This is a genomic window from Massilia sp. YIM B02763 (assembly GCF_030412015.1).
Lineage (GTDB): Bacteria > Pseudomonadota > Gammaproteobacteria > Burkholderiales > Burkholderiaceae_D > Telluria.
Genome location: NZ_JASNRD010000010.1, coordinates 112302 through 134315, shown reverse-complemented (window position 1 = coordinate 134315; position 22014 = coordinate 112302). Strand labels below are relative to the sequence as shown.

General features: G+C 66.8%; 18 protein-coding genes. 6 read left to right on the top strand and 12 right to left on the bottom strand.

Annotated elements, in window-relative coordinates; translation table 11 throughout:
* Nucleotides 1-82: 82 nt before the first annotated feature.
* From QPK32_RS14705 to QPK32_RS14695, 3 genes are all read right to left on the bottom strand, one after another.
* On the bottom strand, nt 83-334 hold the full coding sequence (locus QPK32_RS14705; protein ID WP_290413531.1) for a hypothetical protein: 252 nt from the start codon (nt 332-334) through the stop codon (nt 83-85).
* A 166-nt stretch (nt 335-500) separates the two neighbouring features.
* Nucleotides 501-2900, bottom strand: coding sequence for a penicillin-binding protein 1A (locus QPK32_RS14700; RefSeq protein WP_290413530.1), 2400 nt, complete (start codon nt 2898-2900; stop codon nt 501-503).
* 195 nt (nt 2901-3095) lie between these two features.
* Nucleotides 3096-4025 carry an NAD-dependent epimerase/dehydratase family protein gene (locus QPK32_RS14695; RefSeq protein WP_290413529.1) on the bottom strand — a complete coding sequence of 310 codons (930 nt, stop codon included), beginning with the start codon at nt 4023-4025 and terminating at the stop codon, nt 3096-3098.
* Between the two features lie 157 nt (nt 4026-4182).
* Between QPK32_RS14695 and QPK32_RS14690 the strand changes: the two genes are divergently transcribed.
* Nucleotides 4183-5094, top strand: a complete 912-nt coding sequence (locus tag QPK32_RS14690; RefSeq protein ID WP_290413528.1) for a LysR substrate-binding domain-containing protein — start codon at nt 4183-4185, stop codon at nt 5092-5094.
* A gap of 48 nt (nt 5095-5142) precedes the next feature.
* On the opposite strand, the gene QPK32_RS14685 is transcribed toward QPK32_RS14690, so the two are convergent.
* Complete coding sequence (locus QPK32_RS14685) at nt 5143-6645, bottom strand: peptide MFS transporter (RefSeq protein ID WP_290413527.1); 1503 nt, start codon at nt 6643-6645, stop codon at nt 5143-5145.
* A 236-nt stretch (nt 6646-6881) separates the two neighbouring features.
* Here QPK32_RS14685 and ppnN point away from each other — a divergent pair, with 236 nt between their 5' ends.
* The gene (gene ppnN, locus QPK32_RS14680; protein ID WP_290413526.1) at nt 6882-8252 is read left to right on the top strand and encodes a nucleotide 5'-monophosphate nucleosidase PpnN; all 1371 of its coding nucleotides are present in this window, start codon (nt 6882-6884) and stop codon (nt 8250-8252) included.
* A 210-nt stretch (nt 8253-8462) separates the two neighbouring features.
* Here ppnN and lysS read toward each other — a convergent pair whose 3' ends face one another.
* The 3 genes from lysS to prfB all read right to left on the bottom strand — a co-directional run bounded on the left by lysS (nt 8463) and on the right by prfB (nt 11839).
* On the bottom strand, nt 8463-10016 hold the full coding sequence (gene lysS, locus QPK32_RS14675) for a lysine--tRNA ligase (protein ID WP_290413525.1): 1554 nt from the start codon (nt 10014-10016) through the stop codon (nt 8463-8465).
* Between the two features lie 25 nt (nt 10017-10041).
* Entirely contained in the window at nt 10042-10710 is a 669-nt protein-coding gene (locus QPK32_RS14670) for an HAD family phosphatase (RefSeq protein ID WP_290413524.1), read from the bottom strand.
* 24 nt (nt 10711-10734) lie between these two features.
* A protein-coding gene (prfB, locus tag QPK32_RS14665; protein ID WP_290413523.1) for a peptide chain release factor 2 occupies nt 10735-11839 on the bottom strand; the annotation gives its coding sequence in 2 pieces (ribosomal slippage) (nt 10735-11757 and nt 11759-11839; 1104 coding nt in all).
* A gap of 165 nt (nt 11840-12004) precedes the next feature.
* On the opposite strand from prfB, the gene QPK32_RS14660 reads away from it, so the two are divergent.
* Nucleotides 12005-14014 (top strand): bifunctional 2',3'-cyclic-nucleotide 2'-phosphodiesterase/3'-nucleotidase, encoded by a 2010-nt coding sequence (locus QPK32_RS14660; RefSeq protein ID WP_290413522.1) that lies wholly within the window; start codon nt 12005-12007, stop codon nt 14012-14014.
* Complete coding sequence (locus tag QPK32_RS14655) at nt 14011-14427, top strand: hypothetical protein (RefSeq protein ID WP_290413521.1); 417 nt, start codon at nt 14011-14013, stop codon at nt 14425-14427. The genes QPK32_RS14660 and QPK32_RS14655 overlap by 4 nt, the downstream gene beginning before the upstream one ends.
* 126 nt (nt 14428-14553) lie before the next feature.
* On the opposite strand, the gene QPK32_RS14650 is transcribed toward QPK32_RS14655, so the two are convergent.
* Nucleotides 14554-15297, bottom strand: a complete 744-nt coding sequence (locus QPK32_RS14650; RefSeq protein ID WP_290413520.1) for a GAF domain-containing protein — start codon at nt 15295-15297, stop codon at nt 14554-14556.
* Between the two features lie 233 nt (nt 15298-15530).
* Here QPK32_RS14650 and QPK32_RS14645 point away from each other — a divergent pair, with 233 nt between their 5' ends.
* Nucleotides 15531-17141 (top strand): methyl-accepting chemotaxis protein, encoded by a 1611-nt coding sequence (locus tag QPK32_RS14645; RefSeq protein ID WP_290413519.1) that lies wholly within the window; start codon nt 15531-15533, stop codon nt 17139-17141.
* A 106-nt stretch (nt 17142-17247) separates the two neighbouring features.
* Here QPK32_RS14645 and QPK32_RS14640 read toward each other — a convergent pair whose 3' ends face one another.
* The 3 genes from QPK32_RS14640 to QPK32_RS14630 are packed head-to-tail and all read right to left on the bottom strand — an operon-like array spanning nt 17248 to nt 18726.
* Entirely contained in the window at nt 17248-17583 is a 336-nt protein-coding gene (locus tag QPK32_RS14640) for a DUF2288 domain-containing protein (protein ID WP_290413518.1), read from the bottom strand.
* Nucleotides 17584-17589: 6 nt separating this feature from the next.
* The gene (locus tag QPK32_RS14635) at nt 17590-18288 is read right to left on the bottom strand and encodes an RES family NAD+ phosphorylase (RefSeq protein WP_290413517.1); all 699 of its coding nucleotides are present in this window, start codon (nt 18286-18288) and stop codon (nt 17590-17592) included.
* Nucleotides 18289-18726, bottom strand: coding sequence for an antitoxin Xre/MbcA/ParS toxin-binding domain-containing protein (locus tag QPK32_RS14630; protein WP_290413516.1), 438 nt, complete (start codon nt 18724-18726; stop codon nt 18289-18291).
* Nucleotides 18727-18943: 217 nt separating this feature from the next.
* Here QPK32_RS14630 and QPK32_RS14625 point away from each other — a divergent pair, with 217 nt between their 5' ends.
* Nucleotides 18944-20236 carry an MFS transporter gene (locus QPK32_RS14625; RefSeq protein WP_290413515.1) on the top strand — a complete coding sequence of 431 codons (1293 nt, stop codon included), beginning with the start codon at nt 18944-18946 and terminating at the stop codon, nt 20234-20236.
* A gap of 126 nt (nt 20237-20362) precedes the next feature.
* On the opposite strand, the gene recJ is transcribed toward QPK32_RS14625, so the two are convergent.
* The gene (gene recJ, locus QPK32_RS14620; protein WP_290413588.1) at nt 20363-22012 is read right to left on the bottom strand and encodes a single-stranded-DNA-specific exonuclease RecJ; all 1650 of its coding nucleotides are present in this window, start codon (nt 22010-22012) and stop codon (nt 20363-20365) included.
* Between the last annotated feature and the right edge of the window lie 2 nt (nt 22013-22014).

Genomic DNA, 22014 nt, shown 5'->3' with positions numbered 1-22014 from the left:
GACACGGAAGCGGAAACGACAAGGCCCGCCGGACGCCGCGTGGCGCCGGGCAGGCCATTTCCCCCGAGGGAACGATGCCGACTTACTGGGTCTGCGTCGTGGTCGGCGGCGTGGTCGGGGTGGTGGAACCGGCGTTGCCGTTGTTGTTCCAGTTCTGCGAGCTGCCCTGGCCGCTGCCAGTGGTGCCGATCGAGCTGCCTTCCGACACGCCGCTCGAGGTGGCGCCGGCCGACGAGCTGCCGCTCATGTCGCTGCCGCTGGTGCCGGTCGAGCTGCAGGCCGACAGGGCGAATGCCATCATGCCGGCGACGAGAATGCCTTGATATTTTTTCATGATGCTCTCCTGGTTGGGTGGGTGCTTTCATCATGGATGGGTTGGTCCGCACGCGAAATAGGATGGTTGCCGTCATCCATGTAGGATGACGCGTACATACTGTCTTGCGGACCCCAAAGCGGCGACGGCCGCGCAGGGCGGCCGTCGGGATGGGAAACGCGGGTCGTCAGAACAGGCTGTTGACCGGTTGCGCCGGCTGGGGCGGCGGCGTGCCCGGCGCCGGCGGCGCACCCGGCGCACCCGGCACCGCCGTGCCGTCGGCGGGCGGCGCGTTCGGATCGACCGGCTGCTGTTCCAGGTCGATGCCGCTGAAGGTCTGCGCATCCGCGTATTCGGCGTAGACCCAGTCGTCGTTCTCGCGCACCAAGCCTTCCGGTTCCTCGCGCACCGTCTCCGGGCGCTTGGCCACGGCGACCTTCATGTAGTCGATCCAGATCGGCAGCGCCAGCGTGGCGCCGAATTCGCGGCCGCCCAGCGAGCGCGGATCGTCGTAGCCCATCCAGGCGACGGCGACGACGTTGCCGGCATAGCCGGAGAACCAGCCGTCGACGGCGTCCGACGTGGTGCCGGTCTTGCCGGCGACGTCGCCGCGGCCGAGCGCCTTGGTGGCGGCGGCGCCGGTGCCGAAGCGGGCCACGTCGCGCAGCATGCTGTCGGTGACGAAGGCGTTGCGCGCATCCAGCACGCGCTGCTCCTCGGTGCGCACGGGCGGCTTCACTTCCTGCAGCACCTTGCCGTCGGCGTCCTCGATCTTCGCGATCAGGTAGGGCTGCACCTGGTAGCCGCCGTTGGCGAACACGGCGTAGGCGCCGGCCATCTGCAACGGGGTGACGGCGCCGGTGCCCAGGGCCAGCGTGTAGTTCTTCGGCTGACGCGCCAGGTCGAAGCCGAAGTGGCCGAGGAATTCGTGGGCGAACGGCACCGTGACGGCGCGCAGCAGGCGCACCGACGGCACGTTCTTCGATTCCGCCAGGGCGCGGCGCATGGTGATCGGGCCGTCCCACTTGAAATCGTCGTTCTGCGGCGACCAGGTCTTGCCCGCGTCCTCGCCGGCCATGTCCAGCGGCGCGTCCAGGATCTTGGTGGCCGGCGAATAGCCCTTTTCGATGGCCGCCGAATAGATGAACGGCTTCATGCCGGAGCCGGGCTGGCGCCAGGCCTGCGTCACGTGGTTGAATTTCTGGAAGTTGTAGTCGAAGCCGCCGACCAGCGCGTGGTAGGCGCCCGTATCGGCATCGATGGCGACAAAGGCGGCGGCCACTTGCGGCACCTGGGTGACGGACCAGTTGTCCTTGGCATCCTTGGCCACGCGGATGATGGCGCCCGGCGACAGGCGCAGGGTTTCCCTGGCGCTGGACGACAGGCCCGCCTGCGCGAACTTCAGGCCGGCGCCGGACAGGTCGACGACGTCGCCGTCGATGGTCTCGACCTTGATCGACTTGGCCGTGGTGGACAGCACGACGGCCGGCAGCAGGCCGTCGCTGACGGGGCGCCTGGCCAGCGCGTCGTTGATGGCGTCCTCGCGCTCGACCGGGTCGGACGGCAAATCGATGCGGCCTTCCGGGCCGCGCCAGCCGTGGCGCTGGTCGTAGGCGATCACGTTGCGGCGCACCGAGGCGTAGGCGGCGTCCTGCTCGTTCTTCAGGATCGTCGTGGTGACCTTGATGCCCCGGGTATAGGCTTCGTCCTTGAACTGGCTGTAGACGACCTGGCGTGCCAGCTCGGCCACGTATTCCGCGTGCGAATCGAATTCCTGCCCGCGCGTGTTCACCCGCAGCGGCTCGCTCATCGCCTGTTCGTATTCCGCGTCCGTGATGTAGTTGAGCGCGTGCATCCGGCCCAGCACCTGGTGCTGGCGCTCGCGCGCCTTCTTCGGGTTGACGGCCGGGTTGTGGCGCGACGGGTTCTGCGGCAGGCCGGCCAGCATCGCCATCTCGGCGACCGTGAGCTTGTCGAGCGGCTTGCCGAAGTAGGTGCGGGCGGCGCTGGAAAAGCCGTAGGCGCGCTGGCCCAGGTAGATCTGGTTCATGTACAGCTCGAGGATCTCGTCCTTCGACAGCGCGGCCTCGATCTTGTAGGCGAGCGCGATCTCGTTGATCTTGCGCGACAGGCGCTTTTCGCGCGACAGGAAGAAGTTGCGCGCCACCTGCATCGTGATCGTGGACGCGCCGCCCGAGCCGAAGCCGCCGCGCAGGTTGGCGCCGACGGCGCCCAGCATGCGGCGGTAGTCGATGGCGCCGTGCTCGTAGAAGCGCGCGTCCTCGATCGCCAGCAGCGATTTCTTCATCAGCGGCGGGATCTTGTCGATGGGGACGAAGTCGCGGTGTTCCTCGCCGAATTCGCCGATCAGGACGTTGTCCGCGCTGTAGATGCGCAGCGGGATCTTGGGCCGGTAGTCGGTTACCGCGTCGAGCGCGGGAACGTTCGGCAGCACGCGGAACACGACGTAGGCGGCGGCCGCTGCGCCGGCCAGGGCGATGATCGCAAGGACGATGCCGAGGCCCAGGAGGAGGAATCCGCGGTCGCCGCGGTGGCGCAGTCGCGCCGGCTTGCTGGTATATGCCAAAACTGAACTCTCTCGATGCGGTCCACGGGACCAGGGAGGCGGGCGGCATCAGGGCGATGCGGCCCGTTGCGGCGCATTATAATCCGCTTTTCTTCCACTACGGCACGTGAAACCGTGCGCTTTCCGGGACGCGGGGCGCAGCCCGTGCGGTACCGCGAGACGATACCGGACGGAGCGCGGACGGCAGGCGCGCCGTCAGACGAACGCCAGGTCGTGCTGCCTGATCGTGTCGTCGATCCAGTCGTCCACGTGGCCGAAGCGGTAGCCCAGCGCCCTGGCGCGCCCGGTGTCGAGCACCATCGGCGCTGGCAGGTCGAACGGAGAAAGCCGGCCCGGGGCGGGCGGCGGCTGCACGCGGGACAGGCGTACGCGGGTGTCCAGCACGCCGCCCACGCGTTCGTGCAGGTCGGCGGCCGACAGCGCGCCGTCGCTGGCCGCATTCACGGCGCCGCTGAAGTCCTGCATGCCGGTCCAGAGCAGGAAATCGGCGGCGGCCTGCAGCGGCATGAAGGACTGCACGGCGTTGCGGTCCGCGTATTCCAGCGTGCCGCCAAGGCGCGCGAGCTCGACGTAGTGGGCCAGGCGGCCCGTGAAGTCTTCCGGGCCGGCCAGCACGTGGGCCAGGCGCGGCACGGCGAGGGGCAAGGAGCCGTCGCGCACCAGGTAGGCCTCGGCCTGGACCTTGCCGGCCACGTAGCATTCGGTGGCGCGGCACGGGTCGTGCCACGGATACGCCGTGTCGATCGGCTGGCTCTCGATGGCCAGGTCGGCTTCGCCCAGCGGCTGGGTGCGATCGAAGCCGAGCGCGCGGTAGGCGTCGATGGTGGACGTCATCACGTAGCGCCGCGTGCGGCCGGCGAAGGTGCGCACGGCGATCGCGGCGTCGAGCGGGTTGTAGCACATCTGGTCGAAGACGATGTCCCACGGTGCGCGGCCGGCGAAGGCGTTGCGCATCGCCGTCTCGTGGCGGCGGTCGACGCGGATGCGTTCGATGCGCTGGCCGAAGGGATCGGGCGCATAGCCGCGGCTGGCGATCGTCACGCGATGGCCGGCATGCAGGAGGCGCTGTACGAGCAGCTTGCCGATGAAACGGGTACCGCCGATCACCAGGATATTCTTGGACATGAGTTTTCCTTAAGCTCGGCCCCCTGCATCCTCGCAAGACAGGCGAGTGCATGGCGGGGCCTCGGTGAATGGGATATATTCTCCATGCACGTTGGCAATCCTTCAAACAAGAAAAATATGGGCTAATGAATAAGAAAAACTTATGCAAGGTGGGCCGATGAAGCCCCTGCGCAGCCTGTCGGGCCTCGTCGACTTCGAGGCGGCCGCACGCTGGGGCAGTTTCAAGCTGGCGGCGCAGGAGCTGCACAAGACGCCGGCCGCCGTCAGCCTGCAAGTGAAACAGCTCGAGGAAGCGCTCGATTTCGCGCTGTTCGTGCGGCATCCGCGCCACATCGCGCTCACCGCCAAGGGCCAGGAGCTGGCCATTGCCGTCGGCCGCATGCTGGGCGAGCTGCGCGCCAAGGTCGCGGCCCTGCAGCGCGGCGACGACGAAGCCGTGCTGCGCATCTCGACCACGCACTCGTTCGCGATCAAGTGGCTGGTGCCGCGCATGCCCCGCTTTACCAAGCTGCACCCGGAGCTTGACCTGCGCATCGATTCGAACGATATCCCCGTCGACATCGAGGACGACGCCGTCGACGTGGCGATCCGCTTCGGCCCCGTGCGCGACGGCGACCCGGCGCTGCTGTTCCATGAACGGCTGGTGCCCGTCTACAGCCCGGACCTGCTGGCGCCGGGCGAGGCGGAGCTGGGCCTGGCGGACCTGGCGCGCTTTCCGCTGCTGTGCGAGCGCAGTCCGGAAGGCTGGTTGCAGCTGCTGCAGGAAAACCGCGCGCTGAAGGGCAAGTACGACAAGGGCAGGTACGATTTCTCGCGCGTCTTCACGCACTGGGGCGTGCTGGCCCAGGCCGCCGTGGCGGGGCAGGGCATCGCGCTGGTGCCGTACGGGATCGCGTTCCAGGACATCCTGGCCGGCAGCCTGCGCGTGCTGCCCTGCCGCAGCGCGCCATTCGGCAGCGGCTACAAGCTGCTCGTCAATCCGCACAAGGAGGCGATGACGAAGGTGCGTTATTTCCGCGAATGGATCGTCGGCGAAATGGACGAGATGAGGAAGACGCTGGACCAATGAACAACGGCAGCCCGCGGGCTGCCGTTGTCGTCTGCCGAAGCGAGGAAGTTACTTCACGCCGTGCATCAGCTTCTGGATCAGCGGCGCGATCAGGAACAGGATCACGCCCGAGCCGATCAGGGCCCAGAAGCCGAAGGTGTAGCCCGACAGCGCGGACGCCGTGGTCATGCCCGATTCGCCCGAGACGTGGCTGGCGAAGATGCCGGACAGGTTGTTGCCGATGCCGGTCGACAGGAACCAGCCGCCCATGCCCAGGCCGACCAGGCGCGTCGGCGCCAGCTTGGTCACCATCGACAGGCCGATCGGCGACAGGCACAGTTCGCCGATCGACTGGATCACGTAGACCATGAACAGGGTCCAGAACGGGATCTTGCTGTCCGGGCCCACGAGGCTCGTCAGCGCGAACATCAGCAGCAGGAAGGCCAGGCCGTTGAACAGCAGGCCCAGGCCGAACTTGCGCGGGATCGACGGATTCTTGCGGCCCATCGCGACCCAGACGGCGGCGACGATCGGCGCGCACACGATGATGGCGATCGAGTTCACGGACTGGAACCAGCCGGTCGGGAAGACCCAGCCGCCGAAGTCGCGGCGCACGATGTTCTCGGCCAGGAAGGTGAACGAGCTGCCCGCCTGCTCGAAGAAGCACCAGAACATCACGTTGAAGAAGAAGATGATCAGCATCGCGATGGTCTTGTCGCGCGCGACCTTGCCGTTGCGGATGCCTTCGACCAGCAGCATCAGCGCCAGGCCGATGAACAGCACGGTCAGGATGCCCTGCAGCGTGTTGGCGCCGAGTTTCAGCAGGAAGTACACGACGGGGATCACGACCAGCGAGCCGATCACGACGCCGGCCAGGCGCGCCGGGCTGGCCAGCTCGCCGACGGGAGCGCCGATGCCCTTCAGGCCGCGGCGGCCGATCTGGAACCATACCAGCGACAGGATCATGCCGATGCCGGCGGCGAAGAACACGGCCTTGTAGGCCGGCACGCCGGTGCTGCCGGCCATGCTCTCGGCCAGCCAGCCGGTCAGGATCGGCGCGAAGAAGGCGCCCGTGTTGATGCCCATGTAGAAGATGGTGAACCCGGAATCGCGGCGCTGGTCGTTGATGCCGTACAGCTGGCCGACCATGGTCGAGATGTTCGGCTTGAACATGCCGTTGCCGACGATGATCGTGGCGAGGCCGAGCTTGAAGACGTCCGGGTTCGGCACCGTGATGGCGAACAGGCCGGCCGCCATGAACACGGCGCCGACGAGGATCGCGCGCTGGTAGCCGATCACGCGGTCGGCGATGTAGCCGCCGAAGACGGCGCCGGCGTACACCAGCGCGAGGTAGGAACCGTAGGTCAGGTTGGCGTCGGCCTGGCCCACGCCGCTGCCGCCGTAGAACTGGGCGACGATGTAGAGCACGAGGGCCCAGCGGATGCCGTAGAAGGCGAAACGTTCCCAGAACTCCGTCATGAACAGCATCCACAGGGGCGCCGGATGGCCCATGATCTGCTTGAATTCCGGGATCGCCTTTTCCCCGGCGGTTGTCGTAGCTGCACCGCTCATGCGGTTCCTCCCCAAATCGTTTTATAAGAATGGTCTCGCCGGCTCGCCCGTCCCGGGTAGGGGCGGCTTGCCGATAGCGACGCATTTTAGTGGAAATCACTCAACAGAAGGCAAGTTTTTCCTGCCCGGCCGTATGCGTGCACGCCATGTCCCAAAAGGGGACGCAAACTCGGGCGACTTGTCGTATATTGGTGCGGTAGTTGCTTCTATAGACAGTAGAGAAAGGTACGCAAACCATGAATTACGACGTCGTCGACACCTTGATATCTCCGGAAGGACGCCTCGAGATCCTGTCCAAGGCCGAGGTGGCGAAACTGCTGGACACGAGCCAGGGCGGCCTGTATCAGATCTTCCGCAAGTGCGCGCTGGCCGTGCTGAATTCGGGCAGCTCGATCGACGACGGCAAGGAACTGCTGGAGCGCTACAAGGATTTCGAGATCCGCGTGATCCAGCGCGAACGAGGCATCAAGCTCGACATCCGCAGCGCGCCGGCGCACGCCTTCGTCGACGGCAAGATGATCAAGGGTATCCACGAGCACCTGTTCGCCGTCCTGCGCGACATCGTCTACGTGAACTTCGAGGTCACCGACAATCCGCGCTTCGACCTGTCCCGTCCCGAAGGCATCACCGACGCCGTCTTCCACATCCTGCGCAACGCCAACGTGATCCGGCCGCAGAACAACCCGAACCTGGTCGTGTGCTGGGGCGGCCACTCGATCAATTCCGTCGAATACGACTACTCGAAGAAGGTCGGCTACCAGCTCGGCCTGCGCGAGTTCGATATCTGCACGGGCTGCGGTCCGGGCGCGATGAAGGGGCCGATGAAGGGCGCCAACATCGGCCACGCCAAGCAGCGCCTGCAGAACGGCCGCTACCTGGGCATCTCGGAGCCGGGCATCATCGCGGCCGAGTCGCCGAACCCGATCGTCAACGACCTCGTGATCATGCCGGACATCGAGAAGCGCCTGGAAGCCTTCGTGCGCGTGGGCCACGGCATCGTCGTGTTCCCCGGCGGCGCCGGCACTGCCGAGGAGATCCTGTACATCCTCGGCATCCTGCTCCACCCGGACAATGCCGAGCTGCCGTTCCCGCTCGTGTTCACGGGCCCGTCGACGTCGCGCGAATACTTCGAGCGCATCGACGGCTTCATCCGCGCCACGCTGGGCGAGGCGGCGACCAAGCGCTACCAGATCATCGTCGACGACCCGGCCGAGGTGGCGAAGGTGATGCACACGGGGATCCGCCAGGTGCGCGAATTCCGCAAGTCGCGCAGCGACGCGTATTACTTCAACTGGGGCCTGCGCATCGATCCGGAATTCCAGCGCCCGTTCAAGCCGACCCACGAGAACATGCGCGGCCTGTCGCTGCACAAGGAACAGCCGGTGCACCTGCTGGCGGCCCAGCTGCGGCGCGCGTTCTCCGGGATCGTGGCCGGCAACGTGAAGGAAGAGGGCATCCGCGCGATCGAACAGCACGGCAAGTTCGAGATCCATGGCGAGAGCGAGATGATGGCGCACCTCGATGCGCTGCTGCAGTCCTTCGTCGAGCAGAGCCGCATGAAGTTGCCGGGCAAGGTGTACGTTCCCTGCTACCGGGTGGTTCGATAAACCACCACGTCGCGCGTAGGGTGGACGGGTTCCCCTTCCACGCGTTCAACCATCGTTGAAATGGCCGCGCCGTCAAGCATGGGCCGCTTGGACGCGTGGACGGCGAGCCGTCCACCCTACGGTAATTGACGTGACGGATCACAAAAAAGGGGCGCCATCGGCGCCCCTTCTTCGTAGGGTGGGCACCCCGTGCCCACCATAGCCTGCCGATCAATCTTCCTTGCGCAGGTGCGGGAACAGCAGCACGTCGCGGATGTTCGGCGAGTCGGTGATGATCATCATCAGGCGGTCGATGCCGATGCCGCAGCCGCCGGCCGGCGGCATGCCGTATTCCAGCGCGCGGATGTAGTCGGCGTCGTAGTACATCGCCTCGTCGTCGCCGGCTTCCTTGGCATCGACCTGGGCCAGGAAGCGGGCCGACTGGTCTTCCGGATCGTTCAGCTCGGAGAAGCCGTTGGCGATCTCGCGGCCGACCATGAACAGCTCGAAGCGCTCGGTGATGCCTTCGCGGGTGTCCGAGGCGCGGGCCAGCGGCGACACTTCGACCGGGTAGTCGATGATGAAGGTCGGTTCCCACAGCTGGGCTTCGGCCGTCTCTTCGAACAGGGCCAGCTGCAGCGCGCCGAGGCCGACGTGGGCCAGCGGCTTGACGCCGAACTTCAGCAGTTCCTCGCGCAGGAAGGTGGCGTCGTTCAGCTGCGCTTCCGTGTAGCCCGGGGCGTACTTGTCGATCGCCTGGACGATGGTCAGGCGCTGGAACGGTTTGCCCAGGTCCAGCGCGCGGCCGCCGTAGGTCAGCTCGGCGGTGCCGTGGGCGTCCACGGCGGCCTGGCGGATCACGGCTTCCGTGAAGTCCATGATCCACTTGTAGTCCGTATAGGCCGCGTAGAACTCCATCATCGTGAATTCCGGATTGTGGCGGATCGACACGCCCTCGTTGCGGAAGTTGCGGTTGATCTCGAACACGCGGTCGAAGCCGCCCACGACGAGGCGCTTCAGGTACAGTTCCGGCGCGATGCGCAGGTACATCTGCATGTCGAGCGCGTTGTGGTGCGTGATGAAGGGCTTGGCCGCGGCGCCGCCCGGGATCGGGTGCAGCATCGGGGTCTCGACTTCCATGAACTGGTGGTCCTGCATGAAGCGGCGGATCGAGGCCATGGCGGCGGTGCGCGCCTTGAAGGTGCGGCGCGTCTCTTCGCTGACGATCAGGTCGACGTATCGCTGGCGGTACTTGGTTTCCTGGTCGGCCAGGCCGTGGAACTTGTCCGGCAGCGGGCGCAGCGACTTGGTGACGAGGCGCAGCTTCGTCACCTTGACGGTCAGCTCGTCCGTCTTGGTCTTGAACAGGGTGCCTTCCACGCCCAGGATGTCGCCCAGGTCGTAGGTGCGCAGCGCTTCCATCGTCTCCTCGCCCGTGTTGTCGAGGGTGACGTAGATCTGGATGCGGCCGTCGGCGCGCGGGCCCGACGAGTCCTGCAGCGTGGCGAAGACGGCCTTCTTGCCCGCCTCGCGGCGCAGCATCATGCGGCCGGCGACGACGACGGCCTGCGGCTCGGCTTCCAGCTGCTCGCGGGTCCAGCCGTTGAACTGCTCGGCCAGGTCGGCCGCCTTGTGCTGCGGGACGAAGTCGTTCGGGAACGGCTGGCCCTTTTCGCGCAGGGCCGCCAGCTTGGCGCGGCGCTCGGCGATGATCTTGTTGTCGTCGGCGACGAGGTTGGCGTGCTCTTGCTGGGTGTTACCCTGTTCTTGGTTGTCGGTGCTCATGGTATCTATTTCAGGTTTATTCTATTTACAAGCTGGCGCAGAGGTCATCAACGGATAGATCGGCATAATCGTTGACCACGCGGATCACGTTGTCGTACTCGGCGAACGCTTCGGCGGGCAGCGTGGTGGTGATGACGACGGCACGCATGCCGGCGCGGCGCGCCGCTTCCACGCCCATCGGCGCGTCCTCGAACACGATGCAGTCGGCCGGATCGACGCCGAGGCGCTCCGCCGCCTTCAGGAACACGTCCGGATGCGGCTTGCCGTGGGCCACGTCGGCGGCGCCCACGACCGTGTCGAAGCGCGCGCGCAGGTCCAGCTCGTCGAGGGTGAACACGATGTTCAGCGGCGGCGCCGAGGTGGCCACGGCCAGCTTGACGCCGCGGTTGCGCGCGCCCGTGACCAGTTGGTCCAGGCCCTCGATGGCACGGCGGTAGGGACCGTACATCTCGCGGTACAGCGCATCCTTTTCCAGCGCCAGCGCGCGGATATCCTCGTCCGATACCTCGGGGCCGAGGCGCGCGCGCAGGATCTCGCGGCCCTGGGCACCGGCCGTTTCGCGGAAGAACGCATCCGCTTCGTACAGCTTGCCGCGGCGGGCGAAGAATTCCAGCCACGACCTGGTGTGGTAGGCCATGTTGTCGACGATGGTACCGTCCATGTCGAAGATGAATGCGCGCGCGTTCGTGGTCATCGTAGGTGCTTTCCTCGGTTGCGTTTACACGCCCTGTTTCAAGGACGCGGAAATGAAGTCGTCGAGGTCGCCATCCAGCACGTTCTTGGTGTTGCCCGTCTCGAAGCCGGTGCGCAAGTCCTTGATGCGCGACTGGTCCAGGACGTAGGAACGGATCTGGTGGCCCCAGCCGACGTCGGTCTTGGAGTCTTCCAGCTTCTGCTGCTCGCTCATGCGTTTGCGCAGCTCCAGCTCGTACAGCTTGGCGCGCAGCATGTCGAAGGCCTCGGCCTTGTTGCGGTGCTGCGAGCGGTCGTTCTGGCACTGCACCACGATACCCGAAGGCGCGTGCGTCAGGCGCACGGCGGAGTCGGTCTTGTTGATGTGCTGGCCGCCGGCGCCCGACGCGCGGTAGGTGTCGATGCGCACGTCGGCCGGGTTGATCTCGATTTCGATCGATTCGTCGACCTCGGGGTACACGAACAGCGACGTGAACGAGGTGTGGCGGCCGTTGGCCGAGTCGAACGGCGACTTGCGCACCAGGCGGTGCACGCCGGTCTCGGTGCGCAGGTGGCCGTAGGCGTACTCGCCCTCGACCTTGATGGTCGCGGTCTTGATGCCGGCGACCTCGCCCTCGGACACTTCCATGACCTCGGCCTTGAAGCCCTTGCGTTCGCAGTAGCGCAGGTACTGGCGCATCAGCATCGAGGCCCAGTCCTGGGCTTCGGTGCCGCCGGCGCCGGCCTGGATGTCGATGAAGCAGTTCGCATGGTCCATCGGGTTGCTGAACATGCGGCGGAATTCCATCGCCTCGATGACCTTCTTGATCTCCTCGGCATCGCCCTCGACGGCCTCGATGGTGGCGTCGTCGCCTTCCTCGCGGGCCATCTCGAACAGGTCCGATGCGTCGGTCAGGTCCGCGCGCGCCTTTTCCAGCGTCAGCACGACGCCTTCGAGGGCTTTCTTTTCGCGGCCCATGTCTTGCGCCCGCTTCTGGTCGTTCCAGATCGCGGGGTCTTCCATTTCCTGGTTGACCTGCTCTAGTTTCTCCGACTTCTTATCGAAGTCAAAGATACCTCCGAAGTTCGGCTTCACGGCTGCTCAGGTCATTCAGCAGGGCGGAGAGGGCGTTGATGCGTTCAGCTTCCATGGTCTCTAGCGTATTGTCAGTGGTTGAATCGAACCCTCGATTATACCCGAGAGCGCCCGATCGCCCCATGAAAGCGTGATCGTCTCGCCCGAATCTTGCTTGATAACATGCTGCTCCCTTATGATCGATCCTCGTTCCCTCCATTTCTAGCCATCTTTACAGCCCATGAAGCCCATCTTCCCGTCGTTCCGCCTTGCTCTCCTTCCCGCCGCGCTGCTGGCCGCCGGTGGCCACGCGGCCGCCCAGCAAGCGGGCAGCACGGCCACGCTCGCGCTGCTGGAAACGACGGACGTGCACCAGAACGTGCTCGGCTACGATTACTTCAAGCTGGCCGACGACGCATCGCTGGGCCTGGACCGCACGGCGACGCTGATCGCCCAGGCGCGGCGCGATTTTCCGAACACCATGCTGTTCGATAACGGCGACACGATCCAGGGCACGGCCCTGGGCGACTACCAGGCCCAGGTCGAGCCGGTCGCCTGCGGCGAACTGCTGGGCATCTACAAGGTGATGCAACGGCTGGGCTACGACGGCGCCGGCATCGGCAACCACGATTTCAACTACGGCCTGCAATTCCTCGGCCAGGTCAGCGGCAACGACTTCGGCGCCGACGGCACGAAGACGGGCAAGCATTGCGCCGGGCCCGCCTTCCCGCAGGTGCTGGCGAACGTCTACAGCGTCAAGACGAAGCAGCCCCTCTTCGCGCCTTACCGCATCCTCGACAAGAAGATCGCGGCCGTCGGCGCCGACGGCAAGCCGGTCGAGGCCACCGTCAAGGTGGGCATCATCGGCTTCACGCCGCCCACGATCCTCTCGTGGGACAAGCGCTGGCTCGAAGGGAAGGTCTATACGGAAGGGCTGGTGGAGACGGCCAAGCGCTATATTCCGGAAATGCGGGCCAAGGGCGCCGACGTCGTCGTCGTGATCTCGCACGGCGGCCTGGACGACAGGCCCTACCGGCGGGACATGGAGAACGGCAACTGGCACCTGGCCCAGGTGCCCGGCATCGACGCCATGCTGCTGGGCCATTCGCACCAGCTGTTCCCGAACCCTGCCAGCACGGTCCCGCAATTCAACCTGCCGCACGTCGACAAGGCGAAGGGCACGGTGTTCGGCGTGCCGACCGTGATGGCCAACCTGTGGGGCAAGAACCTGGGCGTGGTCAAGCTGGCCCTGCGCTACGACGGCAAGCGCTGGGTGTCGCAGCCGCAGGCGAGCAGCGTCGAAACCCGCTCGACGCAGCGGGCCGACAAATCCTTCGTCGCGGCCGACCCGCAAGTGGCGGCCCTGGTGCGCGCCGAGCACGAGGCCACGATCCGCTACGTGAAGACGCCGGTGGGCAGCACCTCGTTCCGCATGTCGACGTATTTCGCCGACGTGGGCGACGTCTCGGCGCTGCAGGTCGTGAACGCGGCGCAGACGGATTACGTGCGCAAGTACGTGGCCGCCAACCTGCCGCAGTATGCGAGCCTGCCCGTGCTGTCGATGACGGCCCCGTTCAAGACGGGCTTCGGCGGCGCGGCCGACTATACGGACGTGGCGCCGGGCAGCCTGGCGCTGAACAACGCGGCCGACCTGTACCTGTACCCGAATGCGCTGTACGTCGTGAAGGTCGACGGCAAGGGCCTCAAGGCCTGGCTGGAAAAATCGGCCGCGCGTTTCAATACGATCGATCCGGCGCGCACGGAAGCGCAGGAGCTGGTCAACCCGCAGTACCCGGCCTTCAACTTCGACACCCCGACGTCGGCCGAACTGCAGTACGAGATCGACGTGACGAAGGCGCCGGGCCAGCGCGTGGCCAAGCTTCGGCTGAACGGCAAGCCGGTGGCGGACGGCCAGGAATTCCTCGTCGCCACCAATAACTACCGCGCCAGCGGCGGCGGCAACTTCCCCGGCCTGGACGGCAGCAAGACCGTGTTCGCGTCGCCCGACACCAACCGCGACGTGCTGATCTCCTTCATCCGCGCGCGCAAGGCATTGTCCCTGAAGGCGGACGGCGCCCAGCGCAGCTGGCGCTTCTCCGCCGTCAAGACGGCCGGCCCCGTGGTGTTCCATTCCGCTCCCGGCAAGATCGACCTGGCGCGCGCGGCGGGCCTGGACGATGTGTCGGAGCTGCGCGCCGACGACGGCCAGGGCAAGGGTTTCGCGCTGTACGCGATCGACCTGGCCAAATGAGACGCGGCTTGCTGGCGGCGACCCTGCTCGCCGCTACCGTGCTGGGGCATGCGGCCGACGGCTTGCCGCCGCGGGCGCTGGCCGACTGGGAACTGGGACTGAAGCAGCGCAATGGCCTCGGCATGGCGCCCGACGCCGCCGCGGCGCGCGCCGCGTTCGCGCGTGCCGCCGCCGGCGGGGTGCCGGCCGCCATGTTCACGCTGGCCCAGATGCAGATGGCAGGCGAGGGCGGGCCGCGCGACGAGGCGGCCGCGCGGCGCTGGCTCGCGCTGGCGGCGCAGCTCGAGTATCCGGAAGCCTTGCAGGAGCTGGCGATGCGCGAACCGGATCCCGTGCGTGCGGGGGAATGGATGCGCGAAGCGGCGCATGCCTTGCAGCACCGGGTGCGCGAAGGGCGCGGTCCGGGTTATTGATGCGGTGGTCGGCAGCGGCCTGGCGGGCATGCGATGCCGACCCTGCGTCGCGCATCATGCACCGGGCGCGACATTTTTATCGCCGATCGTAGGGTGGGCACCACGTGCCCACCATGCACGCCGAGATTAATGACGCTGCTTGCCGGCGCCCGCGGCGATCTCCGCCGCCGCGATGTCGGCCAGGTCCATCAGGCTCTGGACTTCGGCCGCGCGCAGGCGGCGCGGTTCGCGGTCGATCACGCACAGGCTGCCCAGCGGCTGGCCGGACTTGTCGCGCAGCGGAATGCCCGCGTAGAAGCGGATGTGCGGCTCCTGCAGCACGAGCGGGTTGTTGCGGAAGCGCTCGTCCTCGAGCGCGTCTTCCACGACGAACAGTTCGTTCTTCAGGATCGTGTGCGAGCAGAACGCCCAGTCGCGCGGCGTCTCGCGCGCCGAAAGCCCGACGCGGGCCTTGAACCACTGGCGCGTGGAGGTCAGCAGGGAGATCAGCGCGATCGGCGAACCGGTCACCATGGCGGCCAGGCGCACCACGCGGTCGAAGCGCGGCTCGTCTTCCGTGTCGACCAGGCCCGATGCGGCCAGCGCCGCCAGGCGGGTGCGCTCGTTGCCCGGTACCGGATAGTTCGGCAGCGGGGCAGGCTGGTATTCCTTGTCGGTGCTCGGGTTCGGGGTGGCGCGCGCCTGGTCGTCGCCATGCATGAGGCCTTGTACCAGGCTCAGGCGCGTACGGCGGTGTCCTCCCGGGGTTTTCCAGGATTCGATGGCGCCGCTTTCCATCCAGATCTGCACCGTGCTCGTCGCCACGCCGAGCAGGCGGGCCACTTCGCTCGTGGTCAGAATCGGATCGTCGTCTTTTAAGTTGCTCAACATAAACTTCCTCGTATTCCGCCAGTATAACGGATTTACGGGACCAGATTCTCTCCAACTATTACATCATCGAAGATAGTTGCTACTTAAACATTCTCACGAATTGTTACAAATTCGCACACTGAAATGCCGTCTTTTCAATTGTGCTTCCCTTAAGAAATTTCTGTGGCACAATTTCATCAATAATGCCATTTCTGGGGAAATGCTGAAATTTTCCCTAATTAAACGAGGAAAAAGTGAGCAAACAATCCAAAGGTCCGGGAATTGCCGCCAGGCTGACGCTGGCATTCGCACTGGTCGTCGGCGTGACGCTCGTGCTGGCGCTGTTCGCCGTGCTGCGTGTCAACGACATCGAGCGGGCGCTGGCCGGCGCCGATCGCCTGCGCGCGACCCAGCTCGAGCCGCTGTACGAAGTGCGCGAGGCGCTCGACCAGACCGGCATCTCGGCCCGCAACGCCTATGTCTTCAAGGACGGCGCCGAGGTGGCGCGGGAACTGGACCTGATCGACCACCATGTCGCCGCCTACATGGCGGCGCTCGGACGGCTGGACGCCGTCATGGGCGCCGACCCGCAATACCGCAAGACCCGCGAGGAGCTGGAGGCCATGGCGCGCGAGCTACGCCGCCCGCGTGGCTACCGGACGTCGGGCGACATGGACGGCTACAGCGCCTTCCTGGCGAACGAATGCACGCCGCTGCGCCGCCGCATCGTCGCCGACATCGACGTCCTGCTGAAGGACCTGCAGGCGGGCAGCACCAGGGCCAGCGCGGCCGCCGGAGCCACCGCATCGTCGGCGCGCCTGACGATCGGCGTGCTGGCCGTGCTGTGCGTGCTGCTGGCCGCCGGCGTCGGCATCGCCATCGTGCGCCAGCTGGTGCGCCAGCTCGGCGGCGAGCCCGCCTATGCGGCCGGCGTCGCCCAGGCGATCGCGCACGGACAGCTGCACGTCGACGTCGACACGCGCCGCGCGGCGCCGGCCAGCCTGCTGGCGGCCATGAGCGAGATGCGCAACAGCCTGTCCGGCATCGTCGGCCGGGTGCGCACGGGTACCGAGGCGATCGCCGCGGCGTCGAGCGAGATCGCCACCGGCAACGTCGACCTGTCGCAGCGCACCGAGAGCCAGGCCGCCGAACTGGCGCGCGTGGCCGGCACGATGAAGGACCTGATCGAGTCGGTACGCCGCAACGCCGACTATGCGCAGGAAGCGAGCAAGCTGGCCGCGGACGCGTCGAGCGTGTCGCGCCAGGGTGGCGCCACCGTCGACGACGTGGTCGCCACGATGACCCTCATCAGCGAGGCGTCGACACGCATCGTGGACATCATTTCCGTCATCGACGGCATCGCCTTCCAGACCAATATCCTGGCCCTCAACGCCGCCGTCGAGGCGGCGCGCGCGGGCGAGCAGGGGCGCGGCTTCGCCGTGGTCGCCGCCGAGGTGCGTGGCCTGGCCCAGCGTTCGGCGGCCGCGGCCAAGGAAATCAAGGCGTTGATCGAGGATTCCGTCGGCAAGGTCGGCGCCGGCACCCAACTCGTCGGCCAGGCCGGCGAGACGATGCGCGCCGTGGTCGAACGGATCGGCCGCGTCACGGCCATCATGGCCGAGATCTCGGCCGCCACCCAGGCCCAGAGCGCCGACATCGAGCAGGTCGACGGCGCCATCGTCAAGCTGGACGAGATGACGATCCAGAACGCGGCCCTGGTCGAGGAAGCGGCGGCGGCGGCGCAGTCGCTGCAGCAGCAGGCCGGCGAGCTGGCGGGACTGGTGAACGTGTTCCAGCTCGAGGAGGCGGGGCAGGCGGTGCGGCTCCCCGCAGCGGGTCAGCCGCGACTGGCGTACGCGGCCTGAATCCCTCGTCGTCCCTGCGAAGGCAGGGACCCAATGTTGCATGCGCGACGACTCGGCCGACATTGGGCCCCTGCCTGCGCAGGGGCGACGGTGGGCGTGTTTGCTCTTAATGCAGCTGCTTCTTCTCCGGCTGCACCAGCACGAAGGGGCTCACCACGGACGCCCACAGCTGGGCGTCGGCCGCCTGCCAGGTCTGGGCCTGCAGGTCGGAGACCTTGGCCAGCTTGCCTTCGCTCATCCAGCGGCTGACGCTGGCCTTGTCGTCGTGCGCCACGCGCAGCGCCACCTCGACCAGGTCGAGGTCCTCGCTCACGTACACCACCACGCCGTGGGCGAAGTGGCGTTCCAGTTCGGACCAGGCGATGCGCGCGGTCTCGCGGTTGATCTTGTCGTGCAGCTCGCTGTCTTTCAGCGGATCCAGTTTCAGTGATTCGTTTGTCATGCTCGTCTATCGGATGGGTTCGACCTGCGGAATCGGCGAACCCGCCCATGTTAACCGATACGCGTGCCCCTTGCGGACATTACCCACGAGTGCGGGCCGGAAGCAGGCCAGGTTCGTGCCCCCGGCGTGGCGCACGCTGGGGTAGATCACGCCCATCGAGCCCGCATCCAGCAGCCGCGCAGCCAGCCCTTGCGACGCCACGTAGCTGCCCGGATCGAGGCAGGGCGCCCAGGCGTCGTCGTCGCGCAGGTCGTGGAAGCCGGCGCTGAAGTCCGCCAGCAGCGCCTGGTAGGAGACGCTGTCGTCGAAGCGGCCGATTTCCTGGTACTCGACGGTCTTGTGGAACGCGACCTCGGCCAGCGCCGTCTCCGCCTCGAAGGCGCAATACCAGGCACCGCGCTCGCCGTCGTTGAAGCGGCTGCCTTCCGGCCTGGCATACGTATAGGCCGCGTTGATGATGCGGAAATTGGGCACGCCGAACACCAGCTCGTCCACGCCGATGCCCGGCAGGAGGCCGGACTCGCCGCGCAGGCGGTCGTTGGTGGCGTTGTCGAGGTCGAACAGGTCGCGCAGCAGCGCATCGTCGCCGCCGGCCAGCGGGGCCAGCACGGAATCCTCGGCATCGGCGAAGCGCGACGGAATCAGGCGGCAGGTGTCGAAGCGGCGCAGCGCGGTCAGGCGCGGGATGGCGCGCGGGACGCCCATCTACAGCCCTCCGCGCCGGGCGTCGAGCAGCCGGCGCACGGTCTGCATGGCCAGCAGGCCGCCGCCCAGCATCGTCGCCAGCGGCGTGCGGCCCTGGAACACGGGGTTCGTGTTCGGCAGGTGCACCCACTCGTCGGCGAGCTTGTCGCCATACAAAATGTGCAGGGATTTATAGATGCCCAGCAGGTAGGATACGCGGGTGATGCGGTCGACCTCGAGCACCCGCTGCGGCTTCTTCTTCCATTCGTAGAACGAGGACGAGGACAGGCCGCCCAGCAATTCGCGCGCATCCTCGTCGCGCACGCGCCAGGCCTCCATCAGGCGGAAGAAACCGGCGAGGGCGGAGGCCGACAGGCGTTCCCGTTCGGCGCGGGCGTTCAGGTCGACGAGCTGGATGGGTTCGAAGCGGCTTTTGGGATACGCGTAGGCAAGATTCATGGATTCCTCCAGTTCTGGTCTTTTTATACTCCGGTTCCGGATAAAGTGCAAGCGGCCCATGGTGCGCGGGCGCGAATATCCCGCGTCCTGCAGCGCCCGCCGCGGTTCTATACAATCGAACAAGCAATCACAGCACATGAGATGCCGTGACACGATCAATACGCGCCGGTAAATACTTCCCAGCGACGTCACGACGCAACAAGAACAGGAGTGTTCCATGACCCAGGCCCACCAGGCGCCATCGCCGCTCGCGACCGTCATTCGCGTCACCAGCGGCAACTTCCTCGAAATGTTCGACTTCTTCCTGTACGGCTTCTACGCGACCTATATCGCCAGCACCTTCTTCCCCTCGGGGAACGAGTACGTGTCGCTAATGGCGACCTTCGTGGCGTTCGGCGCCGGCTTCCTGATGCGTCCCCTGGGCGCCGTCGTGCTGGGCGGGGTGATCGACCGCATCGGCCGCCGCAAGGGCCTGATCCTGACGCTGCTCATCATGTCCTGCGGCACCATCCTGATCGCCTTCGTCCCCGGCTATGCGACCATCGGCATCTTCGCGCCCATCCTCGTCGTGCTCGGGCGCCTGCTGCAGGGCTTCTCGGCCGGCGTCGAACTGGGCGGCGTGTCCGTGTACCTGGCCGAGATGGCGCCGCCGGGCCGCAAGGGCTTCTACGTGAGCTGGCAGTCGGCCAGCCAGCAGGCCGCGATCATGGCGGCGGCGGCGCTGGGCTTCGCGCTCAACCGCGCGCTCTCGCCGGCCGAAGTGGGCGAGTGGGGCTGGCGCATTCCCTTCTTCATCGGCTGCATGATCATCCCGATCGTGTTCGTGATCCGCCGCCACCTGCAGGAGACGGAGGAATTCAAGGCGCGCAAGCACCGCCCGGCATTCCGCGAGATCCTGCATTCCATCGCCGCCAACTGGCGCCTCGTCGTGCTGGGGATGATGCTGGTGGTGATGACGACCGTCTCGTTCTACCTGATCACCGTGTACGCGCCGACCTTCGGCAAGAGCGTGCTGAAACTGTCCGCCGCCGACAGCCTGCTGGCCACCTTCTGCATCGGCCTGTCGAACTTCATCTGGCTGCCCGTGATGGGCGCGCTGTCGGACCGCATCGGCCGCTGGCCGCTGCTGGTCACCTTCACCGTGCTGCCGATCCTGACGGCGCACCCGGTGCTGTCCTGGCTCGTGAACGACACCACCTTCGCCCACATGCTGGAAGCGGAACTGTGGCTGTCCTTCATGTACGCCAGCTACAACGGCGCGACCGTCGTCGCCCTCACGGAAATCATGCCGGCGCACGTGCGCACGGTGGGCTTCTCGCTGGCCTACAGCCTGGCGACGGCCGTCTTCGGCGGATTCACGCCCGTGATCTCGACCTGGCTGATCCAGGCGACGGGGGACAAGGCGGCGCCGGGGTACTGGATGGCGGCGGCGGCGGCGTGCGGGTTGATCGCGGCGCTGGCGCTGTATCGGCCGTGGCGGGGATCACGCGTGGAGGCCACTGCAGCCTGAAGGATACGCCCATGTAAAACCGTCATTCCCGCGCAGGCGGGAATCCATACTGAAGTGAACGACGATGCTCAGCATGGATTCCCGCCTGCGCGGGAATGACGGCGTGTGATGCAGCGGTACTTCAACTTACGCCGGCTCCGCGTGCTCCACCAGCAGCTGCACCTTGGTCACGCCGTTGTACTCGTTCGTATCGAGCCGGAACGCCACCCTGGCCTGGTCGCCCAGCGCGTCCGTGTGGCCGAACCAGATGGCGTCGTAGCGGCGGCCGTTCCGTTCCAGCAGCAATTTCAGGTGCTTGTCCTTCAGGATGCGCTGACTCACCACGCGGAACTCGTCGCAGAACACGGGCGGGGCGAAGCCCTGGCCCCAGACCTGGCCGTCGAGCAGCTCGATGAACTGGGTCGAGTAGAAATCGTCTTCCAGCGGGCCGTCCGTCTCCACCACGCGTTCCAGCTGCGCCTCCGTCAGCCAGGCGCGGCCCACGGCCTCGAAGGCCTGGGTGAACGTGTCGAAGTGCTCGGCGCGAATGGTGAGGCCAGCCGCCATCGCGTGGCCGCCGAACTTGTCGATCAGGCCGGGCACGCGCTTGGACACGAGGTCGAGCGCGTCGCGCAGGTGGAAGCCCGGGATCGAGCGCCCGGAACCCTTGATCCAGCCGTCGCCCGCGGGCGCGAAGGTGATCGTCGGGCGGTAGAACTTTTCCTTCAGGCGCGAGGCGACGATGCCGATCACGCCCTGGTGCCAGCCGTCGTCGAACACGGCGATGGTGCTGGCGTCGGCCGGATTGAACTCGTCCAGGTGCAAGAGGGCCGTTCCCTGCATGTCGGCCTCGATCTCGCGGCGCTTCAGGTTGATGTCGTTGAGTTCCTGGGCGATGGCCCAGGCGCGGCCCTCGTCGTCCGTCGTCAGGCACTCGATCCCGAGCGACATGTCTTCCAGCCGTCCGGCGGCGTTCAGGCGCGGGCCCAGCGCGAAGCCCAGGTCGAACGGCGAGGCGGTGCGCGCCTCGCGTCCAGCCACGCGGAACAGCGCCGCCACGCCCGCGTGCATGCGGCCGGCGCGCATGCGCTTCAGGCCCTGCGCCACGAGGATGCGGTTGTTGGTGTCGAGCTTGACCACGTCGGCCACGGTGCCCAGTGCCACCAGGTCGAGCAGGTTGTCGAGCTTGGGCTGGGTCTGGGCGTCGAACACGCCGCGCCGGCGCAGCTCCGCGCGCAGCGCCAGCAGCACGTAGAACACGACGCCGACGCCGGCCAGGTGCTTGCTGGGGAAGCCGCACTCCGGCTGGTTCGGGTTGACGATCACGCGCGCGTCCGGCAGCGTGTCGCCGGGCAGGTGGTGGTCGGTGACGACGACGTCGATGCCGCGCCGCTTGGCCGCCTCCACGCCGTCGATGCTGGCGATGCCGTTGTCGACGGTGATGATGATGTCGGGGTGCTTCTCGCGCGCCGTCAGTTCGACGATCTCCGGCGTGAGGCCGTAGCCGTACTCGAAGCGGTTGGGGACGATGTAGTCGACCGTCGCGCCCATCGCGCGCAGGCCGCGCAGGGCCACGGCGCAGGCGGTGGCGCCGTCGCAGTCGTAGTCGGCGACGATGGTCATCTTCTTGCCGGCGCCAATGGCGTCGGCCAGGTAGGCGGCGGCGGCGTCGATGCAGCGCAGCTGGGCGGGCGGCAGCAGGGCCTGCAGTTCGCTGGCCAGCTCGCGCGCGTCGCTCAGGCCGCGCGCGGCGTACACGCGCGCCAGCACGGGGTGGATCCCGCCCTGGCGCAGCATTT